The sequence below is a fragment of the Rhizobium sp. P38BS-XIX genome (assembly GCF_012641435.1).
In the GTDB taxonomy this organism is placed as follows: Bacteria; Pseudomonadota; Alphaproteobacteria; order Rhizobiales; family Rhizobiaceae; genus Rhizobium.
In genome coordinates, this window is record NZ_JABAIJ010000003.1 from 302,109 (window position 1) to 317,296 (window position 15,188).

16 protein-coding genes are annotated in these 15,188 nt (G+C 58.8%); 10 read left to right on the forward strand and 6 right to left on the reverse strand.

The genetic code is table 11. The features are described 5' to 3' along the window. Positions 1-43 precede the first annotated feature (43 nt). The 7 genes from HGP17_RS13465 (at position 44) to HGP17_RS13495 (ending at position 5,276) form a co-directional block, all read left to right on the forward strand. Positions 44-763 (forward strand): ABC transporter permease subunit, encoded by a 720-nt coding sequence (locus HGP17_RS13465; protein WP_168809666.1) that lies wholly within the window; start codon positions 44-46, stop codon positions 761-763. Next, positions 763-1,506, forward strand: a complete 744-nt coding sequence (locus HGP17_RS13470; RefSeq protein WP_168809667.1) for an ABC transporter permease — start codon at positions 763-765, stop codon at positions 1,504-1,506. Before HGP17_RS13465 ends, HGP17_RS13470 begins: the two co-directional genes overlap by 1 nt. Continuing rightward, positions 1,503-2,270 carry an ATP-binding cassette domain-containing protein gene (locus tag HGP17_RS13475; protein ID WP_168809670.1) on the forward strand — a complete coding sequence of 256 codons (768 nt, stop codon included), beginning with the start codon at positions 1,503-1,505 and terminating at the stop codon, positions 2,268-2,270. The genes HGP17_RS13470 and HGP17_RS13475 overlap by 4 nt, the downstream gene beginning before the upstream one ends. A gap of 34 nt (positions 2,271-2,304) precedes the next feature. Then, positions 2,305-3,162, forward strand: a complete 858-nt coding sequence (locus tag HGP17_RS13480) for a transporter substrate-binding domain-containing protein (RefSeq protein WP_168809672.1) — start codon at positions 2,305-2,307, stop codon at positions 3,160-3,162. Between the two features lie 216 nt (positions 3,163-3,378). Then, positions 3,379-4,200: a hypothetical protein gene (locus HGP17_RS13485; RefSeq protein ID WP_168809673.1), complete on the forward strand. Its 822-nt coding sequence runs from the start codon at positions 3,379-3,381 to the stop codon at positions 4,198-4,200. A 115-nt stretch (positions 4,201-4,315) separates the two neighbouring features. Beyond that, a complete protein-coding gene (locus tag HGP17_RS13490; protein ID WP_168809675.1) occupies positions 4,316-4,669 on the forward strand; it encodes a hypothetical protein in 354 nt (117 codons plus the stop codon). Positions 4,670-4,964: 295 nt separating this feature from the next. Next, positions 4,965-5,276 carry a hypothetical protein gene (locus HGP17_RS13495; protein WP_246704081.1) on the forward strand — a complete coding sequence of 104 codons (312 nt, stop codon included), beginning with the start codon at positions 4,965-4,967 and terminating at the stop codon, positions 5,274-5,276. Positions 5,277-5,347: 71 nt separating this feature from the next. On the opposite strand, the gene HGP17_RS13500 is transcribed toward HGP17_RS13495, so the two are convergent. From HGP17_RS13500 to HGP17_RS13510, 3 genes are all read right to left on the reverse strand, one after another. Further along, the gene (locus tag HGP17_RS13500; RefSeq protein ID WP_168809679.1) at positions 5,348-5,779 is read right to left on the reverse strand and encodes a VOC family protein; all 432 of its coding nucleotides are present in this window, start codon (positions 5,777-5,779) and stop codon (positions 5,348-5,350) included. Positions 5,780-5,945: 166 nt separating this feature from the next. Continuing rightward, the gene (locus HGP17_RS13505) at positions 5,946-6,167 is read right to left on the reverse strand and encodes a hypothetical protein (RefSeq protein WP_168809681.1); all 222 of its coding nucleotides are present in this window, start codon (positions 6,165-6,167) and stop codon (positions 5,946-5,948) included. A 250-nt stretch (positions 6,168-6,417) separates the two neighbouring features. Beyond that, entirely contained in the window at positions 6,418-7,476 is a 1,059-nt protein-coding gene (locus tag HGP17_RS13510; protein WP_348648937.1) for a helix-turn-helix domain-containing protein, read from the reverse strand. 703 nt (positions 7,477-8,179) lie between these two features. On the opposite strand from HGP17_RS13510, the gene HGP17_RS13515 reads away from it, so the two are divergent. Continuing rightward, positions 8,180-9,100, forward strand: coding sequence for an alpha/beta hydrolase (locus tag HGP17_RS13515; protein ID WP_168810081.1), 921 nt, complete (start codon positions 8,180-8,182; stop codon positions 9,098-9,100). A 223-nt stretch (positions 9,101-9,323) separates the two neighbouring features. After that, positions 9,324-10,361: a dipeptidase gene (locus HGP17_RS13520; protein ID WP_168809683.1), complete on the forward strand. Its 1,038-nt coding sequence runs from the start codon at positions 9,324-9,326 to the stop codon at positions 10,359-10,361. Positions 10,362-10,604: 243 nt separating this feature from the next. Here the strand turns inward: HGP17_RS13520 and HGP17_RS13525 are convergent, their stop codons facing one another. Then, positions 10,605-11,954, reverse strand: coding sequence for a cytochrome P450 (locus tag HGP17_RS13525; RefSeq protein WP_246704092.1), 1,350 nt, complete (start codon positions 11,952-11,954; stop codon positions 10,605-10,607). Between the two features lie 158 nt (positions 11,955-12,112). On the opposite strand from HGP17_RS13525, the gene HGP17_RS13530 reads away from it, so the two are divergent. After that, positions 12,113-12,748, forward strand: coding sequence for a TetR/AcrR family transcriptional regulator (locus tag HGP17_RS13530; RefSeq protein WP_348648931.1), 636 nt, complete (start codon positions 12,113-12,115; stop codon positions 12,746-12,748). A gap of 37 nt (positions 12,749-12,785) precedes the next feature. On the opposite strand, the gene HGP17_RS13535 is transcribed toward HGP17_RS13530, so the two are convergent. Together HGP17_RS13535 and HGP17_RS13540 are read right to left on the reverse strand one after the other, a co-directional pair. Next, positions 12,786-14,174, reverse strand: a complete 1,389-nt coding sequence (locus tag HGP17_RS13535; protein WP_168809689.1) for an LLM class flavin-dependent oxidoreductase — start codon at positions 14,172-14,174, stop codon at positions 12,786-12,788. Positions 14,175-14,210: 36 nt separating this feature from the next. Next, entirely contained in the window at positions 14,211-15,188 is a 978-nt protein-coding gene (locus HGP17_RS13540) for an ABC transporter permease (RefSeq protein WP_168809691.1), read from the reverse strand.

A 15,188-nucleotide genomic window follows, 5' to 3' on the forward strand; every position in this document is an offset into this window, starting at 1 on the left:
CGATGCTGCATGTCGCCATGAAACACCGCTTAGGGTCTTCGTCATGAACCAGCCGGGTCTGTTCGAACTCGCTGGTTTCGGCCCCGACGGGTGGGGCCATGCGCTTCTGGCCGGGGCGTTGATGACCATTCTCGTCGGCATCGCCGGCTATTCCATCGGTGCCGTGATCGGGACCTTCGGCGCCTGGGCGAAGATCGCCGGCAATCGCGCTGTGCGGGCGGTTGCCGATGCCTACACGACCGTGCTGCGTGGCATTCCCGATCTACTGGTCATCTACCTCTTCTATTTCGGTGGTAGTGCCGTCGTGACCGCCATCGGCAAGCTGTTCGGTGCGGAAGGCTTTCTGGGTTTTCCGGGTTTTCTTGCCGGGTCGCTGGCCGTGGGTGTTACTTCGGGCGCACAGTTCACGGAGGTGCTGCGCGGCGGTTTCAAGGCCGTTAACCGCGGCGAGATCGAAGCGGCCATCGCTTGCGGCATGTCGCGTGGCCTGCGCCTGCGCCGTATCATCGCGCCGCTAACCTTGCGCCACGCGCTTCCCGGTCTCGGCAATGTCTGGCAGGTCGTGCTGAAGGAATCGGCACTGGTGTCGATTACCGGTGTTGCAGAACTCCTGCGCCAGGCACAGGTCGGAGCCGGTTCGACCGGGCTGCCTTTCGACTTCTATCTGATCGCAGGCGTCATCTATCTGATGATCTCGACCCTTTCGAGCCTCATCCTGCAGCAGGCCGAGCGGCATCTGTCGCGTGGCGTAAGGAGACGCTGATGGACTGGCCATTTCTCGAAGAGACGTTCCTCAGCCTCATCGCAGCGCTGCCGCTGACGATCGAACTTGCCGTGACCTCCATCTGCCTTGGAGCCATCCTGGCGCTGCTTCTCGCTCTAGGCCGTTTATCCGGCATCACGGTCCTTGATTGGTTCGGAAGGCTTTATGTTTTCGTTTTCCGCGGCACGCCTCTGCTCGTGCAGATCTTCCTGATTTACTACGGGCTTGGCCAGTTTCCTGTTATTCGCCACAGCATCTTCTGGCCTTTCCTGCGCGATCCTTATTGGTGCGCAGTGCTGGCACTAACCCTGAATACGGCGGCTTATGCCAGCGAGATCATTCGCGGTGGCCTGCTGTCGGTTCCGCATGGACAGGTCGAGGCGGCGCGTGCTTGCGGCATGCGCCCGATCATGTTGTTTCGCCGCATCGTCCTGCCGCTCGCTGTTCGCCAGGCACTGCCAGCCTATGGCAACGAAATGATTTCCATGGTCAAGGCGACTTCGCTCACCTCGATCATCACGCTGATGGAAGTCACAGGCGTCGCCGCCAAGATCATTTCGGAGACCTATCGAGCTATCGAGGTCTTTGTCGTCTCGGGCGCCATCTACCTGGTCATCAACTTCGTGCTGACGCGTCTGGTCCAGTTTGCCGAATACAGGCTCAGCCCGCATCTGCGCCCTCCCGTATCCGTATCCAATACCCGTTCCGCCACCGAAGCAGTCGCCGCAGGAGACCCGCAATGACGGCAACATCAGTCGCACTCAGCGTACGCGATATGCATAAGAGCTTTGGGCCGGTGGAGGTCCTGAAGGGGATTTCACTCGAGGCCATGGAAGGAGATGTGGTGTCTATCCTCGGGTCGTCGGGGTCCGGCAAGTCCACGTTTCTGCGCTGCATCAACCTGCTGGAAACGCCTGATTCCGGCGAAGTGACGGTGGCGGGCGAAACGATCCGCATGCAGCGTAGCGGCCGAGGCGTTCATCGCGCGGCAGATAGCCGTCAGGTCGATCGAATTCGCTCGCAGCTCGGAATGGTTTTCCAGAGCTTCAATCTCTGGTCTCACAAGACCATTCTCGAAAATATCATCGAAGCGCCGATCCATGTTCAGCGCCGCTCACGTGCCGAATGCGTCGAGGAGGCCGAGGCCTTGCTGGCGAAGGTCGGTATTGCCGACAAGCGCAACTTCTATCCCTCGCATCTATCCGGTGGCCAGCAGCAACGGGCTGCCATTGCGCGCGCACTCGCCATGCGCCCGAAGGTGATGCTCTTCGATGAGCCGACGTCTGCGCTCGATCCCGAGCTCGTCGGCGAAGTTCTGCGCGTCATGCGGGCGCTCGCCGAAGAGGGGCGCACCATGCTCGTCGTCACGCATGAGATGGGGTTTGCCCGGGATGTGTCGAGCCGCGTCATCTTCCTGCACAAGGGCGTTGTCGAAGAAGATGGCAAGCCGCAGGACGTCTTTACCAATTCGCGCTCGGAGCGCTTCCGTCAGTTCATCAGTCAATGAAACTTACGCTCAATCAGAAAAAGGGAACTCGATCATGAAATATATTAGTGGAATATTGGCGGCGATCATGATGGTCGCCACATTCGCCATATCGACAGCAGCGCGCGCCGAAGAGAAGAAGTGGACGCACATCACCATCGCTACCGAAGGCGCTTTCCGCCCATGGGATTTCACCAAGGCCGACGGCACGCTGGACGGTTATGAAATCGACCTGATCAAATATCTCTGCGATCACATGAAGGTCGAATGCACGACGATCGTTCAGCCGTTCGACGGCATGATCCCCGCGCTCAACGCTGGCAAGTTCGATGCGATCATCTCGGGCATGTCCGCCACGCCGAAGCGCGAGGAAGTGATCGCCTTCAGCGATTCTTATGGCTCGACTGGCCAGACCTTCGCGACCTTGAAGGATTCACCGCTCGTCAACTTGCCGCTGACGGGCAAAAGCTTCTCGCTGGCAACCGATGAAGCGGGGGCGGCCGAAGCTGTGAAAGAGATCGAGCCCATGCTGAAGGGCAAGACGATCGGCGTCCAGTCGGCATCGATCGCCGCGACCTTCCTCGACAAATACCTGAAGGGCATCGCCGAAATTCGTGAATACAAGACGACCGAGCAGCACGACCTCGATCTGAAGGCTGGCCGCGTCGATATCGTCATCGCATCCGCAGCTTATCTTTCCACTGCGGCGGCAAAGCCCGGCAATGAAGACATGGTCATGACCGGTCCGCGCTTCCAGGGCGGCCTTCTTGGCCGTGGCAGCTCGGTCGGTCTGCGCAAGGACGACACGCAGCTGAAGGCCATGTTCAACGATGCGATTGCCGCGGCCAAGGCCGATGGCACCATTGCCAAGCTGTCGCAGAAGTGGTTCGGCTTCGACGTGACGCCGAAGTGATGCCGGTCATTTAGGCCATGGTTGCCGTATCCGATCGCCCGATGGTCGTCGGATACGGCATTTGTGATCTCTATCACGGCGGCGGCCCGACCCGCCCTTACGTTCAGCAACACGATATCCCAGAAATTTCACCGGCTGGAAACATTCGGACACCATCGATCGGGAGCGATCGGCTAGATCGAAGCAGGGGTAACTTTGCTGAGGATCCGGGCGTCGATGCTTCTTACAAATCCGTGGCGACGAGAACAATTCAAGCATGTCGTTGTCACGACGTTCCATGAAAAAGGATACCGGGACTACGGCAAAACATGCATCGAGACGTTTCTCAAGCATTGGCCCAAGGATATCGCTCTTGTCGTTTATGCCGAGGATGTCGAGATCGAGGAGCGGGATCGCCGCCTCATCGTATTCGACCATGCAGACCTGCCAAAACTCCGAGAGTTTCGCCAAGCCTATGGCGAGAATCTGCAGGCCAATGGATTTCGTCCCGTTCGTAACGGCTTGACGCGTGATTTCCGCTGGGATGCCGTCCGCTTTTCTAACAAAGTCTTTGCGGTGGCCGACGCCATCAGACGATATCGATCGGTGGTCGACCAGCTGATATGGTTGGACGCCGACACGGTGACGCATCGAGACATTCCGAGGAGCTTTATCGACGACATCGCTCCACGGGGAAACCAACTGGCGGCCTATCTCAATCGGCGGATATATCCTGAATGCGGGTGGGTGGGGTATAACTTGCGCCACCCGGCGATCATGACCTTCGTCGATCGTTTCGAGGGCGCCTATTCATCCGGATACTTTCTGACCTTGAAGGAAAGCCATGACAGTTTCGTCTTCTGGAAAGTGCTGCAGCAGATGGAGCGCGACAAAGAGGCAAAATTCAAGCGTCTCGGATCGAGCCTGACGAAAACCCACGTCTTCATCAATAGCGTCCTGGGTGGATATCTTGATCATCTCAAGGGTGACCGAAAGGCCGCTGGAAAGAGCCGCAAGAGCGATCTGAAATGGTTTCGGCGTGAAGCCTGGTGGCAGTGAGGACGGCTGATTGCAGCACCGCCGATTTTCCACCTGCCGCCGCCTCTACACCGATTGAATAGGTTGTCATTCTCTGAACGCAGCATTAGCCTCGGAAAAAAGAGAATTGGGGTTCATGGACGATTCGGTTCTGTCATCTGATGTCGCCGTTGTGCTCGGCTTGATAGGCAATATCGCCGCGCCGCTTGCCGCGTTCTGGGCGGCAGGAAAACTCCCTCGCTTTCGCCTCTGGTTTCATGGACTGGCGTTTTTGGCGATCCTGGTGTCGCCGATATTAGCCATGATCTTGAGTGTCCCTGAAATGCTGGTCGATGAAGAGGATATTCCCGTTTCGCGATTTGCGTTTCTGCCATTGATCGTCGAAGCTGCCATCATCCTTTTCCTTTACTGTCTTGCAGGAGCGATGATGCTGTCAAAATCGGTCCATTCAGCCATTTCCAGCTGGCGCGGCGCGGACAGATATCTCTGATTTGACACCTCTTGGACATTCGCCGCACCGTTGCAACGCGTTCGGGCCTTCGGCTCCATGAAGGTGCCGACAGGGAACTTTTGGCGCAGCTGCGATTTAACTTCCCGCAATACCGGACCGAAATGAAACGATTTGGTGTTGTGGTGACCCTAATGGAACTTCTGCCTTACGTTCACGCGGAGTTCAGGCGAACCACCATATTGCTGTGTCCGTCCATTGGATAGGAAATGGGGGTAAGGGAATGTTTGAACGGTTAGTGAAATTCTCTCGCGTCGCCGTGGTGGGGATCGCTGCAATGCAGTTGATGACTTCGGCCGCGATGGCGCAATACTATGACGATGATGACCGGCCGCCGCCGCCATGGCAGCGTGACCAGGGTCGTGATTGGGATCGCCCGCCTCCGCCGAGAGGCTGGGATCGTGACCGTGATCGGGATCGCGGTGGATGCGGCCGTGGCGAGCTGATGCGCGCCGCCCGCGAAGAAGGCTTCCGACGCATCGATTCGGTTCAGAGCGATGGACGACGCATCGTCGTTCGCGGCTGGAACGATGGTGGCCCGGACCGGATGGTCTTCGCCAATCGCCGTGGTTGCCCGGCGCTCAACTGACGCCCGTATAATGTAAAAAAGCGCAAGCCAATCTCGGTCGGCTTGCGCTTTTTGCTATCTATATTGAGGTTCTAGGCTACCGATGATCGCGTCTTTACGGAATCGTTTGCCGGCGCCTTGCCTGGCGCCTCGGCATGCTCATCCCGCTTCGCGACCAAAAACTGCCAGTAAACGCCCCAGGCATCCCGTACATGGCCGGCATTTTCTACCGAGCCACCCTTGCTCAACGCCTTGCACAGCCGATCCGCCTCGGCCCGCGTATCGCAAGTCATCGTAATCATCGAACCATGGTCTGAGGAGTCGAACGGGCCGGCTTCAAATCCCATGAATGGGCGGCCGCCAAGTGTAAAGCCGGCGAACTTCGAACTGCCGGCCGGTCCATTCGGTGCGCTGGTCAGAATGTTGGAGATCCAACCTATGCTCGAGCCTGGAATGATCGACGTATAGAATTCGATGGCTGCTTCCATATCGCGCTGGAACCAGAGATGCTGTCTGATCTTCATGACGTTTCTCATGCTTGCCACTTACGCGGATGACGCTTCAAATTGATCCACAAAACATGGCGCCGGTGAGCCGCTTTCTTATTGAGCGGTAACACCGGCGGCATGGCGGAGGAGTTGCCGATTGCCCTTCGTGCTCACCCCTGCGGAGCACCGACGGCACGCAAAACTACTTTTCAGCAACCCTGCCAGCGAGAGCCATTACGTAATCGTCTGCAATATCCGCCAAGGTCAGGGCGACCTCGGTCTCGCTCCAGCCGGCTGTGATCGCAACCTGGACGAAATCGCGAAACGCGACGGCAAGAACTTCCTCGCGCTCAACGGCACGATAGGAATCGTTGACCTCGCGCTGGGGCTTGTTGATCTGGATTGTCTGGCGGGTAGCTACCATCGATATGTCCCCTAAAGATTGCCGGGATGGACACTGCGTCCATTCCCACGCACCGTGGTCTGGATGTCAGAACAATTAATGGTTTCATTTTTAATGAGTTACATAATGTATGTCGTTAGCCACGCATCCTGAAACTTGCAGCAGCGTCCATTTTCGCGTGTGCGACCCATCTGGTAGCCACGCGGACGGAGCGCCAAGGCAGGCGCCGCTCAACGGGTGCGAGGGGATATTTATTCAGCGATCCGCGATCTCAGCGAGTGTGGCTGAGTGTCCTTAGCCACTCATCGAAGGGATGCGTCTCGCCCGTCGACGATGACGAGGCGGCATGCTTGGGATAGCGCGGCAGGGTCAGGTTTCTGGCCTCCCGAGGGCTATAGCCAAATTCCTTGCTGAATGCCCGGCTGAAATGCGCCGCCGATGAAAAGCCGACAGCAAAGGCGATATCGACGATTTGGGTTCGATTGGAGGGATCGCTGAGCGCGGCGTGGGCCGAGAGCAGGCGCCGCCGCTGAATATAGTGATGAACGCCACCATCCTGCTCGAACACCTGGTAGAGCCGTGTGCGCGATATGCCGAGCTCTCGGCATATTCGTTCCACAGTCAGATCGTCCGATGCGAGATGGCCTTCGACGAAGCGTCGGATCCGTTCCGTGAGCACGAGCATGCTATGCTGCTCCGAGCCCGCCGATTGTGCCACCGAGGAAGAAACGCATGCGAGGATCATGTCGCGCACGGTCTGTACGACATGCGGCAGGTCTGCAGCAACGAAACGCGGCAAGTTCATTTCCACGATGTTCAGATACTCGACCAGAAGCTCGGTGAGGGCACCGGAGACCACAATATTGTTCTTGATCTCGGCAGAGGAGGGAACGTCGAACAACAATGTCCGGGGCAGGATGAGCGACAGGGTCCTTGCGTCCGTGGAACGACCTCTGAACGGATGCCCGAGGGATCGCAGCTGCATCTTGCCGGGCTGGCCTTCCGACACCATTCCGTCCACCTCTGTCCAGGTGCGACCGCTGTGCAGCATGGAAACATGCCAATGGTCGATGAGGTTGGCTTTTACCTTGGCCTGAGAGCGCATGTAGCTATGAGCCGGTGTCGACTGATCAACGACCAACATGCCGCCGAGATTCCAGGCCTTTTGATTGGCCACGAAGCCTGCTTCCGGCGAAACGTTGTCGGGCAGACGGATATCGACGAGTGGAGCCACATAGGCTCGCCAGGCGACAAACTGCTCCGTCGGCTCCAGATCGGTCGTGGAAAAGAACATTGGCTGCAAAGCCGGCGGCGACGAGGGGCCTTCAATGGCTGAGGTTGTCGGACGTGGAAATCGACGTCGTTCGGCTTGCGCGGGTTTGCCGTCGTCGTTGCCTACTTCATCTTTCGCTTCGACTGCCGCAGAGGCGGATTGTTCTTCGCGTCGAAAGTCAGGCAATCTGGTCTCCTCAGATAGCGCTGGATCAAGGCGAAAGCATCGCCGTCCAATCCTCGTTCGCGATTTCGGCGGGGACGCCGCATCCCGTTGCCGCAATCGGATTTGGGCCGAAGGCCGCTAAAGCCTGGTGTTGCTCGGGAAGCGGCACTTTGCGCCGAATCCCGAATTGCTACTAGGTTCAAGCATTTATTTGCAGCGCGCGCCTGAAAAGGCAAGCCTTTCAACTCGTCAACTTGTCGCTCCAGTAGAGAATGCTTTGAAAGCAGACCATAAACTAAGGCGGGTTGTACCACCTCGATACAGGCGGCAGCCTTTCGGTGAGGAGCTGCGATGCCTTGCGGTGACGAACGGGTGGTCCGCGCAGACGTCCGGTAGTATGGTTGTCTCGAGCGAAAACATAGCGGCATCATCGACGCCGCGAGGCGTCTCAGCTCATCACATTGCCGCCATAAGGCGATGCTTGATCCTATCCAAGCGAATCCGGGGCGGGCTCCGGATGATCGAACTTTGAGATGCAAGAGGCGACGATCTTCGAAGGCTTCTTGGCAATGGATTGTGAGGCCTTCAAATCATGATGGTGGATCGACGTTCATTTCTGGCCGCCACGACATTCGCCTTGCTGTCTGCGAGAGCTCAGGCGGCGCCGTCAAATTCCGTCATTCCGCTATGGCCGGAATCGCCTCCAGGTGGCGGTGGACCAACCGGCGGTCTTTCGATCAGCGGGAAGGGGGCCGTCACCAATGTTGCGATGCCCACCTTGGAGGTGTTTGTGCCCGCGCGCCCAAATGGCGCGAGCATGTTGATTGCGGCCGGTGGGGGATACAAGCGAATAGAATTGGAAAAAGAAGCGTATCCGGCTGCCCGCTGGCTGGCGGCGCGCGGTGTCACCGCATTCGTATTGACCTATCGCCTGCCACTGGAGGGGTGGAGCGACCGACCGCTGGCGCCTCTGCAAGATGCGCAACGCGCCTTGCGGTATATTCGTGCAGAAGCCGGGTCCCGGCACCTCGACGCGTCGCGCGTCGGCGTTCTCGGCTTTTCGGCGGGCGGCCATTTGATGGGACTTGCGACGACACGGTCGGCCTTTGCCTCGTATCGGGCGACAGATGCGATCGACGAGCAATCTGCCCGCCCCAGCCTGGCGTCGCTGATCTATCCCGTCATCACATTGCAGCCGCCCTATGACCACACCTCCGCCCGGCGCTCGCTGGTCGGCAAGCATCCGGACGAGCAGGAAAGCGCCGATTGGTCGGTGGAGACACATGTCCGTTCCGGTTGTCCACCGGTCTTTCTGGTGCAGGCCGAGGACGATCCCATTTCCGATCCGCAAAATACGATTCTAATGGCCGATGCTTGCCGAAAGGCTGGCGTTCCCGTTGAAATGCACCGCCTGCCGAGCGGCGGCCATGGCTTTGGCATGGGCAAGACCGGCACACCGAGCATCCAATGGCCGGGATGGTGGGAGGAATGGCTGCGCGCCAACCGCTTCCTCTAGCCGAGAGGGCTTCCTCTCTCCGGGCACGGTGCGAAAATGCTTTTACTCTTCCAACGATGGCTTTATGCCAAGCGTGGAGGGATTTGAAACGCCTATGCCGCGGGTGCATCACCAGCAGCGTGCTTGGCGGCAAATCTCTCTTGTCGCGGGCCATTTCGTGGCCTGCATCGCGAGGCGGGTCACCTTGCCTCAGCATCTGTCGATCAAACTCTTGGAATGAGACATGAGCGAATCTTCGATAATTCCTGTCTTCGATGGTCATAATGACGTGTTGCTGCGTTTGCGTCGTGGCGGCTCCAATTCCGTCCGGTCTTTTTTGCAGGGCGAGGCCGCAGGCCATATCGATCTGCCGAAAGCGCGTCGTGGCGGCCTTGCCGGCGGCCTCTGTGCAGTCTTTATTCCATCTCCGGATCAGCCACGCGATCACAACGCGGATTTTCCCGCTCCGCCGCAGTCGGATGCCTTGAACGAAACCCTGGCGATGTTTCGCTTGCTTCTGGAGATTGAGGCGCAATCCGATGGGGCCGTGAAGGTTTGCCGCTCGGCTTCGGATATTCGTAGCTCGATTGCGGATGGCCGTTTTGCCGCCGTGTTCCACATCGAGGGAGCCGAGGCGATCGGGGCCGATCTCGATGCGCTCCATGTGCTGCATCAGGCGGGCCTGCGGACACTCGGACCAGTCTGGAGCCGGCCGAATGTCTTTGCCTATGGCGTGCCCTTCCGCTTCCCTTCGTCGCCGGATATCGGACCGGGTCTTACCGAAGCGGGTAAGGATTTGATCCGTGCTTGCAATGAATTGCGTATTTTGGTCGATCTCTCGCATATGAACGAGAAAGGCTTTTGGGACATCGCGAAATTGTCGAATGCGCCGCTTGTCGCATCGCACTCCAACGCGCACAAACTCAGCCCGCATAGCCGCAACCTCACCGACAAGCAGCTTGACGCCATCCGCGATACCGGCGGTCTTGTCGGCATCAATTTCGGCGTGCTGTTCCTGCGCGAAGACGGTGTGAGAAACACGGATACGCCGCTCGACGTCCTCGTGCGCCACATCGCCTATATCGCGGAGCGGATCGGCGTTGAACATGTGGCCCTTGGCTCGGATTTTGATGGCACCACGATCCCGCAATCGCTTGCCGACGCGAGCGGCCTGCCGAAGCTGATCGACGCCCTGCGTGCTCATGGATTTGACGATCGGACACTCAGAATGATCGCCCATGAAAACTGGGTTCGCATTCTCGAGCAGACCTGGGGCAGCTAAGACCCGAAGCAGTTCATTGGCGCACAGCGCGCATGCCGAAGCAGCGTGCTGTGCTCCAGATCAATTCTGTTGTTTCGGCATGAGCGCCCGGTAGATCGGTTCGACCCATTGGTCCTTGGCAACGTCGTAAACGCCGAAGCTGCCTTCGAACTGCCAGTAGACAGCGAAAGGCGCATGCGCATCTCCGTGGCATCTGGAGTGAGCTTCGACCTGCCTTGTGTCCGAAATTGCGAGTGTCGGCGCCTATCGTTCGACGAGATGGATCGGCAGCGGATGCATGGGCCGCAGCGTCACCTTCATGATCGGCTTGGGGGAGGGCTCGCTCGAACCGGTCACTCGAAATTTTTGCAGAAGGACGGCAAGGATCGCCACCGCCTCCATCATGGCAAAGCCATTGCCGATGCAAACGCGCGGCCCTGCGCCGAACGGCATGAAGGCGAACCGGTGCCGGGCCTTGGCGGCTTCCGGCTCGAAACGCTCCGGCTCGAAGACCAGCGGTTCCTCCCATAGGGATGCGTGGCGGTGCACCGCATAGATCGGCACATAGATGATCGTGCCGGCGGGGATCGTATAGCCAGCAAGTGTGAAGTCACGTACTGCCGCGCGCGAGATGATCGGCGCCGGCGGATAAAGCCGCATGGCCTCTGAAAAGACTTGCCTGGCATAGGTGAGCTTACCGACATGGTCTGCGCGAAGCGGATTGCCGCCGGTCACGTTGACAATCTCATCGAAAAGCTTGGCTTGATAAGCCGGATGACGGGCCAGAAGATGAAGCGTCCAGGCAAGACCGAGTGCCGTCGTCTCGTGTCCGGCCGTGATGAAGGTCATCAGATTGTCGATGATTTCTTCGTCGTTCATCGTGCGGCCGGTTTCCGGATCGGATGCGCCGAGCAACATGGAGACGAGGTCGCTGCGCTCGATGCCGCTGCGTCGCCGTTCGGCAATGACCTTTGCGAGCGTTGCACGCAGAAACAGGACGGCCGCTTTCGCCTTTTCCCTGCCTGGATGCGGCATCCAATTCGGGGCGCCGACCAGACCGAGCGCGAACTTCCAGCCTGTGGGCTTCAAGTAGTTGGTGATATTGCGCTCGACCTTGTCGACATCGATCCCATCTCCGCCCGACATCATTGTTTCGACGATAATGTCAAAGGTCGTACGCATCATCTCCTGGCAAAGATCGAGCGTGTCATTTTGATGGGATTGCCAAAGATCTCGCCTGCGCTCAGCCGCAGCGATCATCGCGGGCTGAAGCTCCAGGAGTTTTTCGTGGCGAAACGCACCGGCGACGGATTGGCGTTGCCATTTCCAGTGGGCGCCGTCCGAGGTCAGGATACCGTCGCCGAGCGCCGGACCGAGGAGCCGCCGCACATCCTCTCCCTTGCCGAGCGCATCGGAATTGCGAACCAGTGTCTGGTAGATCAGTTCGGGGTCGGCGAGATAGACCCGCATCTTTCCTCCCATCCTCGTGAAGATGATGGGCTCGCGGAAAATCTCGGGCGGCAATGCGTCGAGCGGGTTGCGGATCAAGGAAAGCAGCACATGCGGCATCGAGCGTGGTGTCAGCGGAAATGCCGCCGCCGACGTCTCGGCCATGTTTGCGCGCGTACTCATCCCTCGGCCTCCTTGTTCAACTGAACGAATGGCTGTAAATCAAACGTAAGGTATGTACCTTAAAAATATAAGGTGAATACCTTAAGCGTTCAAGAGGGAAAAGTGTGCCGGAGAATAAAGTCAAAGCAACGAGCGCTGCGGTGCGACCCAAAACCCGTGAGCGGATACTGGTTTCGACGTTATCGCTTTTCAATCAGAAGGGGCCGGAAACGGTCACGACGGCGGAGATTGCCGAATCCGTACGCATCAATCAGGGCAATCTCTATTACTATTTCCGTACGAAGGAATCCCTGGTTCTGGCCTTGTTCTCTCGCTTCGAGACGGATGCGCTGGCGCTTGTTGCCAGTGCCGAGGTGGTTCCCGGCAGCGACTCGAAAGCCTACGCCGGATTCCTGCGCAAATGGTTCTCGCTGGTCTGGACTTATCGATTTCTGTTCAGGGATATCCCCGGATTGCTGGCGATCGCCCCGGGGCTCAGAGAACCCATTCTGGCGGTGAGCGCCGGCATGCGCCTTTCCGTCGATGTCTTTTTTCAGCGCATGCAGGATGCCGGCCGGATCAACGTCGCCGCTGACGACCGAAAGGCGCTGTTGACGAATATATGGATCGTCTCGACCTACTGGGCTGTCTATCTCGGGCTGCAGGAAGGCGTTCGCGATCTCGGGGCCGAGCACCTGCATTGGGGCCTGAGCCAGGTCGCAAGTCTCCTGCGACCCCATCTTTCGCCCGAGGCACGAGCCGATCTCGAGGCCACACTTTCAGAGCCCTTTGGCTGAGCTCCGAAAGCGGTCGTCTGTCCTTTTGAATCTCGAGTCAGGAGGCGCGTGCAACGACGTTGCGGAGATTGCGATAGCCCGCCGCCGGATGCGGTGCGGCGAGCCGTGGGCCGCTGCCGCCAAGTTTCTCGCGAAGGGTGCCGGCGCGATACTCGGTCTTATAGACGCCGCGTTTCTGCAGTTCCGGCACCAGCAGATCAACTGCATCTTCGAAGCTTTCCGGCGTCACGGCATAGGCCAGGTTGAAGCCGTCGACGTCCGTGTCATCGATCCACTCCTGCATGAGATCGGCGACGGTCTGCGGCGAGCCGACAAAGACCGGGCCGAAGCCGCCGATGCCAACCCAATCCGCCATTTCACGCACCGTCCATTCCTTGTCCGGATCGATCGTCGTGAAGGTCTCCACGGCGGATTGAACGGCGTTGGTGTAACGGTGGCGCAGAACTTCATCGGGTGAGAATTGGCCAAAATCGATACCAGTCCAACCCGAGATCAACGCCTGCGCGCCCTCGAAGGAGGCGTACTGACGGTATTCGTTGAACTTGCGCTGCGCCTCGGCATCGGTCTCGCCAAGGATCACGGTTTGGAGGTTGAACGCGAGAATGTTCCGCGGGTTGCGGCCGACGCGCTCGGCTGCCTCGCGGACATTGGCGACATAGCGCTTCAGCACTGGCTTGGAAGGTGCCGCCACGAAGATGCATTCGGCATGGGCGCCGGCGAAATCCTTGCCACGGCTGGAGGCGCCCGCCTGATAAAGCACCGGTGTTCTCTGTGGGGACGGCTCGCTCAAATGAATGCCGGGTACCGTAAAATGCGTGCCCGCATGGCGGATCGGATGCACCTTTTCCGGCTGTGTGAAGATGCCTTTCTCCCGATCGCGGATGACGGCATCATCTTCCCAGCTGCCTTCCCAGAGCTTGTAACAGACTTCGAGATATTCCTCCGCCAATCCGTAGCGGTCATCGTGCTTCGTCTGCGCCGATTGGCCGATATTCAACGCGCCGCTGTTCAGATAGGAGGTCACGATGTTCCAGCCGACGCGCCCTTTGGTCAGGTGATCGAGCGTCGATATCCGTCGTGCGAAAGTATAGGGATGTTCGAAGGAGAGCGAAGCGGTAAGCCCGAAGCCGAGATGCTCGGTCTCATAAGCCATGGTTGGAATGAGCTGCAGGGGATCGTTGACCGGCACTTGTGCGGAATGGCGAAGGGCGGCGTCCACATTGCCGTTCAGCACGTCGTAAACGCCGAGAACATCGGCAATAAAAAGTCCATCGAATTTTCCGCGCTCCAAGGTCTTTGCCAGATGGACCCAATAGTCGAGGTCCTTGTAGGTCCACGACTTGTCGCGTGGATGGCGCCATAGGCCGGGTGACTGATGTCCGACGCAGTTCATGTCGAAAGCGTTGAGCCTGATTTCGCGAGTCATCTTTGCTGTTCCTGCATGATTTAGATCTGCCGGCGCTTAAGCGCTGACGGCTTTCCGATTGACGAAGCTGAAGGCAAGCACTGCAAAGATCAGCAACCCGGTGCCGACCTGCTGCCAATAGAAATTCAGACCTGTCAGCAGCAGGCCATTGGCGACGATGCTGAGAAGCAGCACGCCCAAAACCGTTCCCGTGACATTCGGCCGTCCAAGCGGCGACAATGTCGTGCCGATGAAGGTGGCGCCGATGGCATTCAACATGAAGCCGTTGCCCGAGGACGGGATGTAGACCGTGACCGTCGCCGTGAGGATCAGGCCGGCAAAGGCAGCGATCACGCCGGCAAGAACGAAGGTCGCGGCGACATGTGCCCTCACGCCGATTCCGGAATAGCGCACGGTAGCCGGCTGGATGCCGATCGCCAGGACAGCCCGTCCGAAGCGCATCCGGGTAAAAAGCACGGCAGCGCCGACGATGATGATGGCCGCAATCAGCAGCGGCACGGGGATATTGGTGAGTGTTCCGTGACCTAGGAAGCGAAATGCTTCAGGCACGCCGGAGGGCGGCAGGTAAACCGGATTACCGCCATCCGTCAGCAGTTGCTGGACGCTGCGGCCGATGAACAGGGTTCCAAGGGTGGCCAGGAACGGCGAGACGCCGATTGCGGAGATGAGCACGGCATTGAAGGCCCCCACGGCTGCTCCGGTAGCAAGACCGGCCAGAGCTGCCACCGGCACCGGGAGGCCTGCCAGAATACCGCAGACGAAGGCGAAGCTTGCGAAATCGACCGCTGTGCCCACCGAAAGATCAATGCCGCCGGCCGCGACGGCAAACGTCATCGCGATCGAGACGATGGCAAGCAGCGTGAAATTGTTGACCAGAATGCTCTGCAGATTTCCGGCACTCAAGAAGGTGGGGGCGACCACCGAGAAGAGTGAGAAGACGGCGACAAGGGCGATGATGAGACCGTACCGAGCAAGGCTCGCCAATGGTCGTGCCGATGTGAGGGATGCGGACAT

Excerpts from the sequence above, each read along its gene's own strand:
- HGP17_RS13465 (WP_168809666.1), top strand. The coding sequence starts at position 44 with ATGAACCAGCCGGGTCTGTTCGAACTCGCTGGTTTCGGCCCCGACGGG.
- HGP17_RS13470 (WP_168809667.1), top strand. The coding sequence starts at position 763 with ATGGACTGGCCATTTCTCGAAGAGACGTTCCTCAGCCTCATCGCAGCG.
- HGP17_RS13475 (WP_168809670.1), top strand. The coding sequence starts at position 1,503 with ATGACGGCAACATCAGTCGCACTCAGCGTACGCGATATGCATAAGAGC.
- HGP17_RS13480 (WP_168809672.1), top strand. The coding sequence starts at position 2,305 with ATGAAATATATTAGTGGAATATTGGCGGCGATCATGATGGTCGCCACA.
- HGP17_RS13485 (WP_168809673.1), top strand. The coding sequence starts at position 3,379 with ATGCTTCTTACAAATCCGTGGCGACGAGAACAATTCAAGCATGTCGTT.
- HGP17_RS13490 (WP_168809675.1), top strand. The coding sequence starts at position 4,316 with ATGGACGATTCGGTTCTGTCATCTGATGTCGCCGTTGTGCTCGGCTTG.
- HGP17_RS13495 (WP_246704081.1), top strand. The coding sequence starts at position 4,965 with ATGCAGTTGATGACTTCGGCCGCGATGGCGCAATACTATGACGATGAT.
- HGP17_RS13500 (WP_168809679.1), bottom strand. The coding sequence starts at position 5,779 with ATGAAGATCAGACAGCATCTCTGGTTCCAGCGCGATATGGAAGCAGCC.
- HGP17_RS13505 (WP_168809681.1), bottom strand. The coding sequence starts at position 6,167 with ATGGTAGCTACCCGCCAGACAATCCAGATCAACAAGCCCCAGCGCGAG.
- HGP17_RS13515 (WP_168810081.1), top strand. The coding sequence starts at position 8,180 with ATGGTGGATCGACGTTCATTTCTGGCCGCCACGACATTCGCCTTGCTG.
- HGP17_RS13520 (WP_168809683.1), top strand. The coding sequence starts at position 9,324 with ATGAGCGAATCTTCGATAATTCCTGTCTTCGATGGTCATAATGACGTG.
- HGP17_RS13525 (WP_246704092.1), bottom strand. The coding sequence starts at position 11,954 with ATGGCCGAGACGTCGGCGGCGGCATTTCCGCTGACACCACGCTCGATG.
- HGP17_RS13535 (WP_168809689.1), bottom strand. The coding sequence starts at position 14,174 with ATGACTCGCGAAATCAGGCTCAACGCTTTCGACATGAACTGCGTCGGA.
- HGP17_RS13540 (WP_168809691.1), bottom strand. The coding sequence starts at position 15,188 with ATGTCCGCATCCCTCACATCGGCACGACCATTGGCGAGCCTTGCTCGG.